The 17533-nt window shown below is 55.9% G+C and carries 16 protein-coding genes; 10 read left to right on the top strand and 6 right to left on the bottom strand.

Annotation, left to right across the window (positions count from 1 at the left end; all coding sequences use genetic code 11):
* Position 1 precedes the first annotated feature (1 nt).
* The 7 genes from FSY59_RS24990 to FSY59_RS25020 are packed head-to-tail and all read left to right on the top strand — an operon-like array spanning position 2 to position 6198.
* A complete protein-coding gene (locus FSY59_RS24990; protein WP_148729869.1) occupies positions 2 to 1186 on the top strand; it encodes a hypothetical protein in 1185 nt (394 codons plus the stop codon).
* Entirely contained in the window at positions 1183 to 2868 is a 1686-nt protein-coding gene (locus tag FSY59_RS24995) for a sialidase family protein (protein WP_148729870.1), read from the top strand. The genes FSY59_RS24990 and FSY59_RS24995 overlap by 4 nt, the downstream gene beginning before the upstream one ends.
* Positions 2865 to 3260: a hypothetical protein gene (locus FSY59_RS25000; RefSeq protein WP_148729871.1), complete on the top strand. Its 396-nt coding sequence runs from the start codon at positions 2865 to 2867 to the stop codon at positions 3258 to 3260. The genes FSY59_RS24995 and FSY59_RS25000 overlap by 4 nt, the downstream gene beginning before the upstream one ends.
* Positions 3260 to 5152: a hypothetical protein gene (locus FSY59_RS25005; RefSeq protein ID WP_148729872.1), complete on the top strand. Its 1893-nt coding sequence runs from the start codon at positions 3260 to 3262 to the stop codon at positions 5150 to 5152. Before FSY59_RS25000 ends, FSY59_RS25005 begins: the two co-directional genes overlap by 1 nt.
* Positions 5149 to 5385: a hypothetical protein gene (locus FSY59_RS25010; protein WP_148729873.1), complete on the top strand. Its 237-nt coding sequence runs from the start codon at positions 5149 to 5151 to the stop codon at positions 5383 to 5385. The genes FSY59_RS25005 and FSY59_RS25010 overlap by 4 nt, the downstream gene beginning before the upstream one ends.
* 25 nt (positions 5386 to 5410) lie before the next feature.
* Positions 5411 to 5731, top strand: coding sequence for a hypothetical protein (locus FSY59_RS25015; RefSeq protein ID WP_255439748.1), 321 nt, complete (start codon positions 5411 to 5413; stop codon positions 5729 to 5731).
* On the top strand, positions 5728 to 6198 hold the full coding sequence (locus FSY59_RS25020; protein ID WP_148729874.1) for a lysozyme: 471 nt from the start codon (positions 5728 to 5730) through the stop codon (positions 6196 to 6198). The genes FSY59_RS25015 and FSY59_RS25020 overlap by 4 nt, the downstream gene beginning before the upstream one ends.
* A gap of 95 nt (positions 6199 to 6293) precedes the next feature.
* Here FSY59_RS25020 and FSY59_RS27470 read toward each other — a convergent pair whose 3' ends face one another.
* Positions 6294 to 6740: a hypothetical protein gene (locus tag FSY59_RS27470; RefSeq protein WP_187427986.1), complete on the bottom strand. Its 447-nt coding sequence runs from the start codon at positions 6738 to 6740 to the stop codon at positions 6294 to 6296.
* Between the two features lie 280 nt (positions 6741 to 7020).
* Here FSY59_RS27470 and FSY59_RS25030 point away from each other — a divergent pair, with 280 nt between their 5' ends.
* Genes FSY59_RS25030 through FSY59_RS25040 form a run of 3 tightly spaced genes read left to right on the top strand, consistent with a single transcriptional unit; the run spans position 7021 to position 11517 of the window.
* On the top strand, positions 7021 to 9879 hold the full coding sequence (locus tag FSY59_RS25030; protein ID WP_148729876.1) for a hypothetical protein: 2859 nt from the start codon (positions 7021 to 7023) through the stop codon (positions 9877 to 9879).
* A 40-nt stretch (positions 9880 to 9919) separates the two neighbouring features.
* Complete coding sequence (locus FSY59_RS25035; RefSeq protein ID WP_222864306.1) at positions 9920 to 10333, top strand: hypothetical protein; 414 nt, start codon at positions 9920 to 9922, stop codon at positions 10331 to 10333.
* Complete coding sequence (locus FSY59_RS25040) at positions 10330 to 11517, top strand: 5'-methylthioadenosine/S-adenosylhomocysteine nucleosidase (RefSeq protein WP_148729878.1); 1188 nt, start codon at positions 10330 to 10332, stop codon at positions 11515 to 11517. Before FSY59_RS25035 ends, FSY59_RS25040 begins: the two co-directional genes overlap by 4 nt.
* Before the next feature lie 141 nt (positions 11518 to 11658).
* On the opposite strand, the gene FSY59_RS25045 is transcribed toward FSY59_RS25040, so the two are convergent.
* The 5 genes from FSY59_RS25045 to guaA form a co-directional block, all read right to left on the bottom strand.
* Positions 11659 to 12957 carry a Y-family DNA polymerase gene (locus tag FSY59_RS25045; RefSeq protein WP_148729879.1) on the bottom strand — a complete coding sequence of 433 codons (1299 nt, stop codon included), beginning with the start codon at positions 12955 to 12957 and terminating at the stop codon, positions 11659 to 11661.
* Between the two features lie 9 nt (positions 12958 to 12966).
* Positions 12967 to 13824, bottom strand: coding sequence for an excinuclease Cho (cho, locus tag FSY59_RS25050; RefSeq protein ID WP_148729880.1), 858 nt, complete (start codon positions 13822 to 13824; stop codon positions 12967 to 12969).
* Positions 13825 to 13828: 4 nt separating this feature from the next.
* A complete protein-coding gene (locus FSY59_RS25055) occupies positions 13829 to 14245 on the bottom strand; it encodes a LexA family transcriptional regulator (protein ID WP_187427988.1) in 417 nt (138 codons plus the stop codon).
* 160 nt (positions 14246 to 14405) lie between these two features.
* Positions 14406 to 15599, bottom strand: a complete 1194-nt coding sequence (locus tag FSY59_RS25060; RefSeq protein ID WP_148729881.1) for a site-specific integrase — start codon at positions 15597 to 15599, stop codon at positions 14406 to 14408.
* A 309-nt stretch (positions 15600 to 15908) separates the two neighbouring features.
* Positions 15909 to 17525 (bottom strand): glutamine-hydrolyzing GMP synthase, encoded by a 1617-nt coding sequence (gene guaA, locus FSY59_RS25065; protein ID WP_003054707.1) that lies wholly within the window; start codon positions 17523 to 17525, stop codon positions 15909 to 15911.
* Positions 17526 to 17533: the final 8 nt, after the last annotated feature.

The following is a 17533-nucleotide window of genomic DNA, read 5'->3' on the forward strand; positions in this document are numbered from 1 at the left end:
TATGACATCCCCTGTAGATACCAGCGTCAAGCACGCATACAGCTCCATGACCGGAGCACCGGCCATTGGCGGCACGGTCGGCTCGCTCATTGGCGCACTCGATGCGTTCCTGGTCAATGGCTGGGGTGCAAAGGCCGTGGATTCGGCAGTCATCAGCAACGGCATCTGCCGCCTGAGCTTTGCCAGCGGCAAGAGTGCGGCTGAGGCCCAAGCCGTCATCACGGTGACCGGCGCAACGCCCTCGGCCTTGAATGGCGAGCAGAAGGTAACGGCTGTGGCTAGTGGCTGGGTGGAGTTCAAGACCGACCTGGCAGACGGTGCTGTCACCGGCTCCATCAGCTTCAAGATGGCCCCGCTGGGTTGGGAAAAAGTCTTTGCCGGAACGAACAAAGCCGTCTACAGGCAAACCGACCCGGCGTCGACCCGTACCTATTACCGCGTGGACGACACCAATGTGCGGTACGCCCGAGTGCAGATGTATGAGTCGATGACGGATGTGGACAACGGCGTCGGCGCTGCTCCGTTGACGGTGTCAGGAGGCTACTACTGGCACAGGCGGGACAGCGGTACCGCGAGTTCCTACTGGGTGCTTGCAGGCGATTCCCGCGCCTTTTACTTTCTGATCGGTGCCAGTAGCGCTTCGTCGCCTTCCAGCAGCGGCAACACGGCGTTGGTGTCCCAGTTCATGGGTGATCTCAACAGCTTTCGAAGCGGAGATGCCTGGAGCGCAGCCCTTACAGGCATTATCGACACCGCCTATAGCAACACGATTGGGTGTGTTTTCTGCACAGGTTCTGTGGCTGGCTTGACGCTCAAGCGCATGGCTCACGGTATTGGTAGTGCTGTGCAGGCGCTTCGCCGGGTTTTTGGAGGAGCGTCCAGCACCTCCGGCAATGACGGCACGCTGGGAGCGTTTCCTTCATCTGTTGACAACGGGCTGCACCTCTCGGCCATCTTGCTAAACGACGGCCCAACAGCATCCTCAGGGCCTCGCGGCAGCATGCCTGGTGCTTACCACTGCCCTCAGTCAGGAGTGTTGGCCGGCTTTGGCTCGGATGTGTCGATCACGCGAGGGCAGGGCATGTTTTCCGGAAAGCAACTGCTCTCGGTTCAAATCGGCCTCCCGAGTAGCGGCAGCCAGGGCATGGCCTTTCTGGACGTGACAGGCCCCTGGAGGCAGCCATGAAAAGCCTGGTCTGGCGTCTGTGCGGTCTTGACACGCTGGGGGCGGATCTGGCCCTGCAGCAAATCGTCGGCTGGGCGTCGGTGGGCGATGTCCTGCCCACGTCGATCCAGGCCAGCGTGGCCCCGGTCTCGGGCTCGCTCAATGAGCTGATCTCGGGGGCGACCACCGAAGTCGTGTTTTCTGGCGCGGCGGTGCGTCAGCCCGGTTTCTATATTGAGCTGGGCTTTGCAAGCCCCGTGGAGCTGTTTGATTTTCGGTTCCGAGGGCCGGATGCGACCCGCTGGCCGTGCGCCTATATGGTGGCGGCTGCAGGGGCGGACTCGATTTACCGGGGCGGCCCGATTTGGGTGGCCGGCGTGCTGAGCGCAGGAGAAAGCACGCCCCCCGATGTGGAAAAAATCAGCGGCGACCTGACCAGCCTCACTGCGGGGCCGTCAGGCGGCATCTATGGCGCAGGTGTCTCGGCCTATGGCGGGGTCGTGGCATGCGCCCCGCATGCCCAGTCGCCGTATCTGTCCAAGGATTTCGGCGTTACATGGTCGCGGCCTTCGGGCGCGCCTGGCTTGCAGTACTCGCGCGCGGCGGTCTCTGATGACGGCGGCGTCATCCTGTTCTCGAACTATGGCGGGCCGCTCTACCTGAGCACCAATGCCGGGGCGTCCTTTGCTGCTGTGGATGGTGCGGGCTCGCGCGGCTGGGAATCCTGCGCTGTGTCTGGGGACGGCAGCACGCTGCTGGCAGCAGACGGCACCGCTGGCGGGGGCCTGTGGCGCTCGACGGACGCAGGTGCGACCTGGGCCATATGCGCCGCAGCCGGTGCAAAGGCCTGGCTGGGGGTCAGCGTTTCGGCCTTGGGCGATATCGTGTTGGCGACCGCTGCAAACAGCTCGCCATCGATCAGCTTTGATGGGGGCGCAACCTGGTCTGATGTCTCAGGAGTTCCGTCTGCACCTCTGAGCCGCTGCGCTGTCTCCAGAAACGGCTCTGCATTGGCGGTCTGTGCGCGTGCCGGATGGATCTATGTCAGCTGGGACGGTGGCCTCTCTTGGAGCCGCGACACGCAGGCAGCAGCGTCGGAGTGGCGCAATATTGCCCTGTCGGGTGATGGGCAGTTTTACATCGCAGGCACCGGCAACAGTGCGCGGGTGCTCTATGCCAGGAACAAAAATGGCTCCGTCAAGAGCTTTACCTTTGTGGCCCTGGCCATGGAGGCTGCGGCCGTGGATGCCTATGGGGTTGCCTGGACGGCCTCGGCAGAATCCGGGTTTCTGGCGCGGGCACGTATCTGGGCACCTGCCTCCACGCATGCGCCATTCGTTCCCGGGTTTAGGTCTCACAGGCTCTCTACGTCGCCCAGCGAAGCAGTGCCGCTGCAGCAGGGCATGCAGAGCATGGTTCGCTATCGTCCGTCCAAGCTGATCGATGTGGAGTGCGGCGGCCAGGGCCGCATTTACGGGACGGTCTGGCGTAAAGAGATCCCTGCCAATGTGCCGCTGCGCCGGCGCGTGCGCCTGCATCGCAGCGTCGACGGCTACCTGGCCCGTGAGACCTGGAGCAAGGCAGACGGCTCCTATGAGTTCCGCGAGATCTCTACGCGCTATGAGTGGGATGTGATTGCCTGGGACCACGAGCTGCAGGAGTACTCGACCGTTGCCAATAACCAGCTCGCGGAGGTTGCATGAGTGATCTGCCAGCCTTCGAGATCTCTGCGGCCCATGCGCTGGCCCGCCTACAGGCTACGGCCAACTTTGCGGACTCCGGGCCTGCCGCGTCGACTATCGCCCTCTATGACGCCGCCGAGCAACTGCTGGTGACACTGACGCTGACCAAACCCTGCGGCCAGATCACCGAGGCGGGCTATCTGGTGCTGACCCAGGCCAGCGGCAGCGGTGACATGATCTTGACCAGTGGGCAGGCCGCTATCGGCGTCTGGAGCTCCAGCGACGGCAAGCTGGTCGGGCGTGGCCTGGTCACGGATGAGGCAGGCCTGGGTCACTTCAAGCTGCTCGGCAGCACCGGCACCCAGCTCTATGCGGGTGGCAAGGCCGTCCTGGGCGAGACAAGGATCGACTGATGGCCGCTGTCGACCTGATCTTTAACCGCACCCTCAAGACCGGCAACCCGGTCGAGCTGGTGTTCGGCGACGATGGCGGCGGCGGGCAGGTGCCCGATGCAACGCTGGCCGTGGCCGCGCGCATGCCGGGTCTGCGGGTCAGATCCCTGGTGCATGTGCGCAAGGATTTGGTCGCAGCGGGCCGCATGCCGGGCCTGCGCTGCAGTGCGCTCGTGCGCTACAACACCGACACGCCCCGGCCCGTGGTCGCTGAGGTCGTGGCCGATGCCCAGCAGGCGCAGCCTGTAGAACAGGGCTGGGTAACTGGATGGCAAGACACGGATGCACTGCCTGCGGGCTGGGTGTCGACCGCGCAAGACGCCATGCCCATGCAAGAGCAGTTTGGTATCGCTTGGCAGGACGGCCAGCGGCAAGGGGTGGCTACGCTGGGGTGGTTTCAGCAGGCGCGGGCGCTGCCTTGCGCATCAACCCAGGCCCGCTGGCAAGAGGCCCAGGGCGTGCGCGTGAGCCTGCAGGCCACGGCCCAGGATGCCGTGCCCGTGCGGGCCGGTTGGGCCGTGCGGTTTCAGGAAAGCCTGCGCGACCGTCGCCGCATGCTGGAGGCGATGGCACAGGATGCGATGGGCCTGCAATACCTATTCACTACGGGCGCAGGCCCATCGGTGCCGCTGTACCGGGGCTTTGATGCCCGCTACCAGCAGGCCATGAGACCGCCTGCAGGCAAGTCTCAAACCAAACCGCCTGAGCCAGAGAAGCCTGTCTGCTATGAGCAGCTGGTGGGCGGCCCCATCGGTTTGCTGTTCTGCAGATCCTGGGCCACTTCCGCAGACCTTGTTTTTTACTGCTGCCAGTCCACGCCAGAGCCGCAACCTCAGTTCGTCATTCCACTGCTGCCCGTCTATATGCAAGTTCACCACCTTACGGCGCATCTGTTGCCGAGCCTTGAGCCCGTAGTGCTCACTGACGTTTCCATTGCTGCCGACGACGACAGCTACTGCTGGAGCCTGTCGGCCAACGGCCCCGAGCATCTGCTCGACCAACTCGCGCCCGTGGGCGGGCTGCCGCAGCGGCTGCAGGTCGGCATTGACGGCATGCGGTTTGTATTTGCCGTGACCAGCACCGCGCGCAGCCGCTCGTTTGACCGCCGCCGCGTGGCGGTGCAGGGCATCAGCGTCACGGCCATGCTGGGCAACCCCTATATGCCGAAGCAGGCCTGGTTGTCTTCTTCGGTGGCAACGGCGCAGCAGCTGGCTGTGAGCGCGCTGGAGTTCAGTGGTGTTGATCTGGACTGGCAGATCCCCGATTGGCAGGTGCCCGCCGGGGCCTGGAGCTTTCAGGGCACGCCGCTGCAGGCCGTGCTGCGCATGGCCGATTCGGTCAATGCCGTGGTGCGCAGCCACCGCACGGCAGAGCAGCTCATCGTCGCGCCGCGTTACCCCGTGCTGCCGTGGGAGTGGGGCACGGCCGTGCCCGATGTGCAAATGCCTGCGGCCGTCATCGTCACTGATGAGCTGCGCCCCGATCCGCGTGCTGAATACAACGCCATCTATGTCGCCGGCGGCAGCGTCGGCGGCGTGCTGGGCCATGTGGTGCGCAGCCTCAGTGCACGCGACAAGCTGGCACCGCAGATTCAAGACGACCTCATCACCCACGCCGACGCCGCCCGCATGCGCGGCAGCTGGGCGCTTGCGGCCAGCGGCAACAAGCTGCAGCACAGCATCAGCATGCCCGTGCTCACGGGCGGCACCAACCCCGGCATCTTGAACCCCGGCCAGCTGCTGGAGGTGGCCGACACCGACGGCACCTGGCGCGGCTTGGTGCGCGGCGTCAGCGTCAGCGCATCCATGCCCCGCGTGCGTCAGCAGGTCACCGTTGAAAGGGTTGCCGCATGACGACCAACCTCTACAAGCGCCTCAAGGCTCTGCTCCCCGACGACCCTGTCATGACCGGGCAGGTCAGCGCCGTGTTTGCCGATGGCACGGCGCTGGTCGCGCTCGAAGGCGCCGCAGGCCTGCTGCGCGTGCGCAACCCGTTGGGGAAGTCAAACGGCTCTCGTGTGTATGTGAAAGGGGGAGAAGTTGCGGGCTCTGCACCCGAGATGACTTATGTGCTGATCGAGGTTTGACAAGCGAAATCTGAAAGGAGAGGGAATGGTGGATGACTACGGCGACGAGCTGCCTGCGACGACGCGACAGCAACTCAATGAACGATTGGACAAGGGGAGTGAACGCATGGCCGCCATTGAGCGAGATCTGAAGACGGTAGCCCAGGGGCTACAGGAGGAACGCCAGGAGCTGCAGGAGCTCAAGCAGCAACTGGCCGAAATGCTGGAGTTCTTCACTGCCATGAAAGGTGCATTCAAGGTGCTGAACTGGGTGGGCAAGGTGGCAAAACCGCTTGCCGCAATTGTCATGTTTGGTGGTGCTTGTGTTGGCTTTTGGACGGCTGTCAAAGCGGGAGTGAATCGATGAACTGGAAAGCAAAACTCATTGCAACCATCGGCGGCGCTGCCGCCGTCCTGGCCGTGCCCTTGGTGCAAAAGTACGAGGGCACTGTGCTGCGCAGCTACCGCGACCCGGTGGGCATCGTCACAGCCTGCACGGGCCACACTGGCCCAGAGCTCAAGATGGGCCAGACCTACACCCGCCAGCAGTGTGAGGAAATGCTCTACAAGGACTTGGCCAAGCATGCCGACGCCTTGAGCTGCATCACCGCGCCGCTGACGGACGGCCAGCGGGCGGCATTCCTGAGCTTTGCCTTCAATGTGGGGGATGACGCCTTCTGCCGCAGCACGCTGGTGCGCAAGGCCAATGCTGGCGACATTGACGGGGCCTGTGCCGAGCTGAGCCGCTGGACTTATGCCAGCGGCAAGGAACTGCCCGGCCTGGTCAAGCGCCGCGCGGCAGAGCGCCAACTATGCGAGGCGGGCCTGGGATGACCGGCGCATCCCGCATCTGGCCCTGGCTGGCCTTGGCCCTTGCCCTGCTGCTGGCGGCTCAGACCCAGCGGCTGGCTAAGGTTGAGGCCGCTCAGTCAAAGCAGGCTGCTGAATTTTCCCAGCAAGCGCAAGCAGCCTTCGAGAAGAAAGCAGAGGCCGTAGTTGAGCACAGCACTGCCCAACAGGAAAACACCCATGACTACACGCAAGAAATGGCCCGCCTGGAGGCTGGCCGCACTGCTGATGCTGCCCGTATTGCAGGCCTGCAGCACGACATCCGCGGCGCGGCTACCCGCAACGCCCAGCTTGCCGGTGACGCCGCTGCCTGCCGAGATCTCGCAGATCAGCACCAGCGACTCGCTGCCCTTGCTGCAGGAGGCGCGGGCGTGGTTGGCCAACTTGTCGGAATGGTCGAGCGCCGAGACGCACAAGTCAACGCCCTGAATGTGCAATTGCTCGTGGACAGGGTGTTGATAGAGCGTTTGCAATAGCCGGTCGGCTAGCTTTTCGAATTGGCGTCTTGTCGCGACGTAATTGGTCATGATGGAATCTACTTTCAAGGCCCCGGTCATTTTTGCGATTTGGATCCTTGACGCATCACTCTTTCCGAATTTATTTCGAGAAATGCTAGAGATATCCCATTTGTGAAAATCAATGAAGGTTGAGTGGTAGCAAATGCTTACTTCATATGGATTCGAACTTGGACTTATATCAAAATCTGGACAAGTTGTGATATTTCTTGTAAATTTATAATAGGTGGATTGTTATCTGCTTATTTTTTTCTTCAAACTTGATGTAGTTTAATAAATCTGAAGAGGCTTTATGCGTAGATTTGAGGATCTTAAGCGGTTAAATAAAAAAGCAAGAAATAAGCTTCGATCCATTCTTGGAAATGGGAGTTCGAATGCTATAGGCAGTTTGGCACAACTCCGAGGGAAACTAGGAAAAGACCAATCTGAAGCGATGGAGAGAGTTCTCAGAAGTCCCGCGCCTGTGAAGGCGGTAAGATTCTCAAATCCATTTCCTCCAAATCCACCTTTTGCCGATAATTTTCGGGTTTTTAGGGAGCTAGATTTAGAGCAACTACTTGATAACATTGAATCGCTAGCGCTTAATAATAAAAATAGGCTTCTACGGCTTGCCAACTCTATGCACGCGATAGATACTTTATATGCTGAAAAAAAAATAGGCGAGTGCATCGATGAAATTGATAGAACGATAGAGGAAGATGGCTGGAGTCACGCTCTCTTGCGGCGGATAATTCTGATTCGGGAGAATCTTCCTGATGATTCTGTTAATGATAGGATCGAAGAATTAGTACAGCAAGCTGGTATTAAAGGAGTGGTTGTTTCTTCGTTAATTCACGCTTATTCGGTTGATCAAAATATACTTACAATAAAGCGTTCAATTCAGAATATCCCTGATCGTGGTGCTATAAATAGATACTCGCGCACTCTTTCAAGAATAGCTGTTCAGCCATTTTCAACATCGAAACAAGATTTCGTCAGATTTCTTTCTGAAGTTGAACGCTGTTCTTTAATTGATGCTGTTATTTTGTTGAAGTTCAACGCGCATTTGTTTGATATTGGTTTTTATCCATCGTTGAATGAAATTTCCCAGAAAATAGGTTGTAATGCTTTATTTGAATCTTTGGTTTCGACTTATGATGCTGAAGATGAAGAGAGCGAGTATGCGTTCTTTAAACAATCAAGTGCATGGCTGGAGTACGAAGCTGTTTGCAAGTATCGACTGCTGGTCGATACATATCAAGACGCATCTCGTGAAGAAGCAGAGGTTTTGCCGCCTAAGTTAAAAGAGATGCTCGAAAGCTGGGTTGGCGGAATAAAATTGCATGACTTAATTGGTCAAGAAGCATTTACAAATCACAATTTTCAGTCGCTTTCGAGATTGGAGCTGTCTGGCTATACGACAAGATCTGCTTTATTTAACTATTGGCTTACGGAGTCCGATGGCCAAATTGGTTTTGAGAAAGAGGATCTGCTTATTCTTATGGGGCGCACACGCGATTTAGCACGTACTGTTCCCACTAAAGCAGTGCGAACTGCTGCAAAATTAGCTAAGGATGGATTGGTAAAGTTAATATTATTGTTGTTGCTTGCTAAACGCAGTAAGAACGAGCATGATCATTTCTTTCTAAGAAAGATCCTAGAAGAGTTTGCGTTTAAGTATCATAATAACTCTCTCGTGAAGCTTGTTGAATCGTATGAACGTGATTATCCTTATGTTGCTGAGTATATTTACGATATTGCTACAGAGGATTTTTTGGCAAAATTAAACAAGGTTGCACCCCATCGTGCAGATATTCCTGAGATTCGCGCATCACTCCATGAGTGGATGGCGGATTTTAAAAAAGATGATCATTATCTTCAGCGGGCTCGTACTGTAAGAATAGATCATCAAATAAATCGAGTACGTAATGAGATTGATGATCATAGAATTTACGTTGATCCATCTCGTTTCACTTCATGGATAGAAGATGAAATGATGCTTGAGTTGAATAACGCGCTCACCTCAACTGGGTCTGGAAAAAAAGGTGTGGCCGTTAATTGCGATGAAACAGTTCTTTCATTAGTAATGACGCAGTGTTATAGCGCATTCTGTTCTAATGCTGTATTTGGAATTGCGTCATACATTGGCCGTAGAATTCGGCATGGAACATTCCATGGTCATTTGTACTCCAATGTTGTTAATCAAATAGAACAACAAGAAAAGTATAAGATTCTTTTTAAAAACCAGCAGTTTGCAGAGAAGTGGAGTATTTGGAAAGATAAATATAATAAAACTGTTGAAGCTATTATTGTTGATCGTCTGCATGTTCATTCTAAGTCAAAGCCATTGGGGGTATTAACGCCCGAAATGTATGGTCCAAACAAACATGAAGTTTTGGCTGCCGCTGTAAAGAATATCAGTAATAATTATGAAGAAACAACCTCGGTTGCAGGTCTCGATAAAGTGATTATCGATTACTGTTGGCGCCTTGCAGAGATTGATTTAGTTGCAGTGACACGCTATCTAAGGTCTCAGCAGCAACCCTTGAAGAATGAGGTTTTTTTGAATGAAGAGCTTGTGCCAGCCGCGGCTGGGGTAGATGCGAGGCTGGCTGACGCATTCCGGCGGGAATTAGAGCTTTCCATTGATCGTAAGCTGGCGGCTATGTTTGATTGGTTTAAGCGTCCGTCTATCGTAGCTCCCAAAGCCTCGGTCTCATTGCTTTTTGCTGCAACTGTTGCTGAAGTCAAAGACATGATTCCTGATTTCGATCCTCAAGTGGCCGATGATAGCAAAGAAGAAATCGAACTTGTGGGGGATTTTTATCATCTTCTGTATGACTCTTTCGCTATTGTCGTTGGTAATGCTGCAAAGCATGCTGATAGATCTTGTCCGTTACGAAGAAAATTTGAGATAGTTACTGGAAAGAATAAGCAGTTGCATGTCGAGATTTCCTCATCAATAAAGCCATCTGATGATCCGTTGCGCGTCTCTGCGGAGATAGAAAGACGAAAAGCTGCAGATTTTCAAGATGCCAATTTATATGATAAGAGAAGTGGGATTTCCAAGTTGCGCCTTCTGGCAAGTAATAGGGCTGATTTTGAAATGAATCAGTATGAAGTCGTCGGTCGTGAAGTGAAAGTTAGGCTGACTTATGCTCTCGTGCACTAATGGATTTAAATGTCTAATCGTTGAAGATGACTCGTTCAAGATGGAGGGTGTAAGAGCGCATCTAATAGAGATGTACGGCGGAAGTATCGAAATTCATTGCTGCCAATCGCTGGCTTCTGCAACTGCGTTACTTGAAAAAGAGAGGTTCGACTTAGCGATCATCGATATGTCAATCCATAGTCATGACCCAGAAGCAGGCGCAGGATCTCCATTTCCACTTTCATCAGGTGGGCTGGATGTTCTTTTTGAAATTAACTATTCGGAGAGTCAGGCCCATTGCATCATTTTGACGCAATATCCAGATATTGAAATTGAAAGTCTTCCTATTCCGATCGAGTTGGCTAAGGAAGAAATATTAGAGAAGTTCGATATTGAAGTGGCTGGCTGTGTTCGGTATCTCGAGAACGACAGCAGTTGGAAAGTTGAAATTAACAGAATATTGTCTGGCTTATGAAAATACTAGTTTTGGAAGATGATGACCGAAAATTTGAAGAGGTCTCAAATTTTATAAATATTGAGATAGCTAGTGCTGATATTCAACGTAAGAAAAATTGGCTAGATTATTCTCGTGCTGTCGCCATAGAGAAATTTGATCTTATTATTTTGGATCTTTTGGTTCCCAGATCTGCAAAAGATGCGATGGTGGAGAATCACTATTTGACATTGGTGGAGACAACACGTGATTATCATAGTAAATCATTTAAAACTCCTGCAATTGTTCTGACTCGTCATAGTTTGGATGAGGGTGACTTTGTTCATGATCTGAATTTGGTCGATATTACCGTAATTGCATTTAATGATCACGGAGATTGGAAGGATGCCCTTAAGCGGAAAATATTGACTGCGCAGCCACAGAAAAAGTTTGACATCGCCATAATTTGTGCGCTTGATAAGGAGGCCGCTGCCTTTGAGGGGTTAACTGATACATGGGGTCCAGTGGTTACTATTTCTGGATTGAGCTGTCGAGAGGTGAGAATCGGGGAATATAAAGTAGTCATAGTTCGTCCGCAGCGTATGGGATTGGTTGCTTCGGCTCTTTCGGCATCCTTTACTCTTGAGCGTTTTGAGCCGCGCTTGTTGTGTATGAGCGGAATATGTGGTGGAGTGGCTGGTGAAGCAGAAATTTATGATTTGTTAGTGACTCAAATATGTCATCAACATGATGCGGGTAAATGGAGTGCTTCAGGTTTTAAATCTGAACATTACGATGTTCAAATTGAAGTGGATGTCCAGAATAAACTGCATGAAATCGCATCCAGTCAGGGGATGGTTGCTGAGCTCTTGATGGGGGTAAATGCCGGAGTATCAGAAGTTCCAAAAGGAAAGGAATATGTTGGTTTTAAAATACATTCCTCAGCACCAACTAGCAGCGGAAGTGCAGTTATTGCTGAAGATGGCAAAACATCCTCATTGAATGTCGGTCAGCGCAAGCTAGCTGGGTTTGATATGGAAATTTATTCCGTTTATGAAGCAGCAAGGCATGCAAAGAATAGAACTGCTTTTTTTGCGGCTAAGTCTGTTGTAGATGATGGTGGTGCTAATAAGGGCGATGCATTTCATAGAATAGCTTGTCTTCTTTCTGCGAAATTTGTTGTGAAAGCGATTCGTGCCGGTATAGCCGATGTTTGGAAAACGTGAGATTTCTATGATAGAAAACAGCCGAAGATTAGTGCTGAGATGGGCACTTACAGTGACATGTATCGGATTTAATCACGAATATGAGAATCCTTAGCCTTGTGTTTAGTTTCTCATAATCGCTGATTATGAGTGAAAGCTGTGTTATGCCCTAGCGGTGGGTATTTCTTCAATTTTGGTGGTGTAGCGTGGTGTGCGGCGTTCTTGCCGCATGCGCCAGCCGCTCTCGTCGTGCTCGGGCACTCCAGTGCTGGCGACATGCACTGTCCCCTTTCCGAAGCGCTTGTTGACCTTGTCCATGGCTTCCATCAGCTTGCTTTGATCGCGGCTAGGCTCCTCGAAAAGCAGATTGCCTTGGTAAACGGTTGATGGGCACAGATCCTGCAACATCACGCCGGCCTTCGAGAGCTGGTAGCCAGGCTCATAAATCATGCGCAAGCCGCGTACTGCTGCGTTCACGAGGGCTTTGGTGTCGGATGAGGGAGGTTGCAGTTGAATCAAGGCCGTTTTGTAGAACCTGGGGCCGGGCCTGAATGGCGACGTGTGCGCGAAAACATGCAGGGCACCTGCGCGCAGGCCTCCAGTGCGCAGTTTTTCTGCAGACCTGGTTGCAAATTCGCTCACGGCTTCAATCAATGGGGGCAGGGTGGTGATGGGACTGCCAAAGCTGCGGGTGCATGCAATCTGTTTTTTGGCGGCCGGAGCTGTCTCCAAGCTCATGCAACTCACGCCCTGCAGCTCGCGAACTGTGCGCTCCAGCACCACGCTCCAGCCATCGCGCGCAGCATATGCCGGCAACCTGGCCAGGTCCAACGCGGTCAATATTCCTTGCTCGGCCAGTTGGGCTGAGATGCGCCGGCCCACGCCCCAGATCTCACCAGTAGGCGTGCGGCCGAGAATGTCGGTGCGCTGCTGGTCTGACAGCTCGGCCCAGTTGCAGACCCGCTGCAGCTCGGCAGGGTAGCTGCCCGGCTTGCGCTCTGAATCTTTGGCGACATGGTTGCAGAGCTTGGCCAAGGTCTTGGTGGGGGCCAGGCCCACGCATGTGGGGATGCCTGTCCATTTCAGGATGCGTGCGCGAATGGCGAAGGCGCGCCGGGTCAGATCTCGCACCCCGTCCAGATCCCCGATGAATGACTCATCGATGCTGTAGATCTCCTGGGTGGGGCCCAGGCCGGCAGCCAGCGACATCATGCGATCGCTCATGTCGCCGTAAAGCTCAAAATTCGGAGACAGGCAGACGAGGCCTTTGTGCTCGACCAGATCGCGCAATTGAAAAAACGGCTGCCCCATCTTCACGCCCAGGGCCTTGGCCTCGTCGGAGCGCGAGATGGCGCAACCGTCGTTATTGCTCAGGACGCAAACAGGAATGCCTTGCAATGCGGGCCTGAAGGCACGCTCGCAGCTGACATAAAAGTTGTTGCCGTCGATGAGCGCAAACATGGGCTCCCCCTACAAAGGGATGATCCTGGCGCTGCCGCCGAGGATGGGGCGGCACAAGATCTTGTAGCCATCCGCGTCGAAGCCTGCGGCCACGCTGTTGAGCTTGCGCGCGGCTTGCACGGTCGGGGCGCTGCCCAGGTAGCACCAGTTGTGGATGACATGGATTTGCCGCATGTCCTCGCACTTTTCCTCGATGCCGACGGTGCCTGCATAGGGCCAGGTCACCACGCGCAGGCCTTCCAGGGCTTCGATGAGCCGGGCCCGGTGCTGCTCGGCGGTTTCTGCGCCATGGCAGACACCGGCACATTGGCGCACCATGCTGCGAAAGCAGGCGCGGCCCTTGGCCAGCTTTTCCTGGCCCAGCGCGCCGTAGCAAAGCTTGTGCTGGTCGGCTAGATCACGCAACGCCTCAAGGGCGGAATGACGGCTTGCATACAGACCAAAAATGTCGGGTGTGCTGGCAAAGTCGATGTCTCGCGAGTAGATGACTTCCGGCTGATCGCTGGCCAGCCGCAGCGCGCACAGTTGCCGGTTGCGGCGCAGCTTTTGATTGAACAAGGGTTGCTGCTGCTTGATGAGCTGGGCTTCCAGCAACAGGGCACCGATTTCGCCGGCAGTGCGTATGAAGCTGATGCGCGCTGCCTGGCGCAGCATTCGAGCCTCATCTTCAGTGCGAAAGTGCGAGAGGAGCCTGGCGCGCAGGTTGATGCTTTTGCCGATGTACAGCGGCAACTCGCCTTCGGCGGCATGAAAAATATAGACGCCCGGTGCAGCTGGCACGCCCTCTAGCGAGGCGAGCAGGTGCTCGGGGTACTCGTATACGCGGGCAGCTTCAAACTCTGGCCGTCGTTTGGCGGGAATGTGCATGTGTTCACCTGGCAAAGCGCTTTATGCAACTGGTGACGACGCCCCAGATTTCCAGAGTCTGACCCTCTTTGGGCACGATGTCGGGATAGGTGGGGTTGCCGGCCCTGAGTTTGCAGGAGCCGCTGGCGGTGTGCAGCACTTTGACAGTGAAGTCACTATCAATGACGGCCACGACGATGCTCCCATGGCGGGGGTGTAGCGCACGATCGACCACGATCATGTCGCCGTCATCGATGCCGTATTCGCGCATGGATGGCCCGGCCACGCGCAGCAGAAATGTGGCCTGGGGGTGCTCAACCAGCAATTCAGCTATGTCCAGCCGCTTGCCAGAGAAGTCCTCGGCTGGTGAAGGGAAGCCCGCGCGCACGCTGCAATCTGCCAGAGGCAAAGCAACTGGGCTGGCAATGAGTTGGACGGGCATGCCGCTCAATAGTCGATGACTGTACATGCATACAGTATATAGATTGATCAAAGTCAGGTGTCAGGAATCCACTTTGGTGCCATGTATTGGAATGATTCCTCGCCTCACACACCCAGGGTGTCACCGTTTGCGAGCTCTGGACCGGGCAGAGCAGGGTGCTCTAGTGGGTCTTTGTCCAGGAGTCGATCATGTTGGCCCAGTCTTGGAGCATCTCTTTGCGCTGCTCCCGGTACTCCGCCTTGTTGTAGACGGCGCGCACGCCTTTTTGCTCGTGAGCCAGGACCTTCTCAATCCAGTCCGAGTTGTAGCCCGCCTCATGCAGGATCGTGGAACCTGTGCGGCGCATATCGTGTGGGCCAAACTTTCCCAGCGGCTGATGGTCCTTCTGAGCATATTCCCAGCTGGAGGTCATGACTCGGTTCAGAGTAGCAGCGCTCATCGGGCGGTGGGATTCGTAGCGGCTCGGAAAGACATATTCAGAACTGCCAGCGAACATTTTCAAGGCGTGCAGCAGGTCGACAGCCTGTTGAGAGAGAAACACCACATGAGGGCGACGAGCCTTCATTCTGGCCGCCGGGATGGTGAGGGTGCCTTCGGTGAAGCTCACATCCGTCCACATGGCGTTGGTCAACTCGCCCTTGCGAAGGAGAGTGAGAAGCAGCAGCTTGCATGCCGCACGAATGCTGGGTGTTGTGCCCACTTTTTCGAGGTACTTGTAGAAGAGTCCGATTTCGTCTTTGGAAAGGGCGCGATCTTTGGGCTCAAAGGTTGCGATGGTGCTTGGTGCCACTTCTTCAGCGGGGTTGAGCACCTTTTGTCCGCGCTCGATGGCATAGCGAAACACCAGGAGAGTGATCTCTCGGGCGTGCACAGCAGTTGCTGGGGCGCCGCGGGCGACGATGGCATCAGCCATGGCGCGCACATCCTCCCCGGTGATCTCCTGCAGTTGCAGCTTTCCGAACCGGCCCTGGACATCGCGCTCATAGACGGATCGGCGCATATCTCGGGTACTGTCGGCCATCTTGTGGCCCTTCATCCATTTGTCGGCCCATTCGCCAAACGTCCCGCCCGCTTCATCACGTGACTTGGTGCGGATTTTCTCGCGAGCAGGGCTGATGCCTTCTTGAACCAGCTTCTTTGCTGCCAGCTGTTTTTCACGCGCTTCAGCAAGCGTGATTCCGCCGATACCATACGCGCCGATCGTGAGCGTCTCCTGGCGCCCATTGATCCTATAGTTATAGCGAAAACTTATTGCTCCACTAGCGGTTACAGCCACATATAGTCCATCTCGATCTGTGACTTTGTACAGCTTGCCAGTGGGCTTGAGAGAGCGAATCTTGGTATCGGTGAGCATGGTTTGGCCTCGTTTTCACTGCTTCGATACCATCAGCAAACAAGTGCGTTTTTGTGCATGGTATCGTCTTTAAAATCAAAGACTTAGGTGATTTTGATACCATCAACTGCAGAAAGCAGGGTTGATGGTATCGACGAGGCGGATGGTATGGGCGACGCTCGGTACCATGCAAAGTGCCATCGAAACCCGCCGACTTCGTAAGACCGGCTAGTTCCAGATAGAGCTAGATAGAAATGAAAAAAGCCCGTGAAAACACGGGCTTACATGAGAAAAAAGTCTAAAGGTTGCGTGTCAGTTCACGACAGCCCTTTATTCCCACTCGATGGTCGCTGGCGGCTTGGTGCTCACGTCGTAGGTGACACGGTTGATGCCACGCACTTCGTTGATGATGCGGCCGGACACCTTCTTGAGCAGGCCGTAGGGCAGCTCGGCCCAGTCGGCGGTCATGAAGTCGCTGGTGACCACGGCGCGCAGGGCCACGACATAGTCATAGGTGCGGCCGTCGCCCATCACACCCACGCTCTTGACGGGCAGGAACACGGTGAAGGCCTGGCTGGTCAGGTCGTACCAGCTCTTGCCGGAGGCCTCGTCGATCCAGTTGTTCAGTTCTTCGATGAAGATGGCATCGGCGCGGCGCAGCAGGTCGGCATATTCCTTCTTCACTTCACCCAGAATGCGGACACCCAGGCCTGGTCCGGGGAAGGGGTGACGGTAGACCATGCCGCGGGGCAGGCCCAGGGCCACGCCCAGCTCGCGCACTTCGTCCTTGAACAGGTCGCGCAGGGGCTCCAGCAGCTTCAGGCCCAGTTGCTCGGGCAGGCCGCCGACGTTGTGGTGGCTCTTGATGGTGACAGCCTTCTTGCTCTTGGCGCCGCCCGACTCGATCACGTCGGGGTAGATGGTGCCCTGGGCCAGGAAGGTGGCTCCCTTGGAGCCGGCGTTGGCAGCCTTGAGCTTCTCGGCTTCGGCCTTGAATACATCCACGAACAGACGGCCGATGATCTTGCGCTTTTGCTCGGGCTCGGACACGCCGGCCAGCTCGCCCAGGAACAAGTCGGAAGCATCGACGCGCACCACCTTGGCGTGCAGCTTGCCTTCGAACATGTCCATGACCATATCGCCTTCGTTCAGGCGCAGCAGGCCGTGATCGACGAACACGCAGGTCAGCTGGTCGCCGATGGCGCGGTGGATCAGGGCGGCAGCCACGGACGAATCCACGCCGCCGGACAGGCCCAGGATCACTTCTTCGTCGCCTACCTGCTCGCGGATCTTGGCCACGGCTTCTTCGATGTAGTCGCCCATGATCCAGTCGGCTTGCGTGCCGCAGATGTCGAGCACAAAGCGGTTGAGCAGCGCCTGACCCTGCACGGTATGCGTGACTTCGGGGTGGAACTGCACGGCGTAGTAGCGACGCGCTTCATCGGCCATGCCGGCGATGGGGCAGGAGGGCGTGGAGGCCATGACCTTGAAGCCGGGAGGCAGTTCGGTGACCTTGTCGCCGTGGCTCATCCAGACCTTGAGCATGCCGTGGCCTTCGGCCGTAGCGAAGTCTTCGATGCCTTCCAGCAGCTTGGTGTGGCCATGGGCGCGCACTTCGGCGTAACCGAATTCACGGGTGTTGGAGCCTTCGACCTTGCCGCCGAGCTGGGTGGCCATGGTCTGCATGCCGTAGCAAATGCCCAGCACGGGCAGGTTCAACTCGAACACGGCGTCGGGAGCACGATCATCCACTTCGTAGACGGAGGCATGGCTGCCCGACAGGATGATGCCCTTGAGCTTGCCGTCAGCGGCAAATTCGCGTACCCAGTCGCTGCTCACATCGCAGGGGTGGACTTCGCAGTAGACATTGGCTTCGCGCACGCGGCGGGCAATCAGCTGCGTGACCTGGGAGCCGAAGTCCAGAATAAGAATCTTGTCGTGTTGCATGGTGGTCA

It is taken from the genome of Comamonas sp. Z3, from assembly GCF_008121565.1.
GTDB lineage: Bacteria > Pseudomonadota > Gammaproteobacteria > Burkholderiales > Burkholderiaceae_C > Comamonas > Comamonas brasiliensis.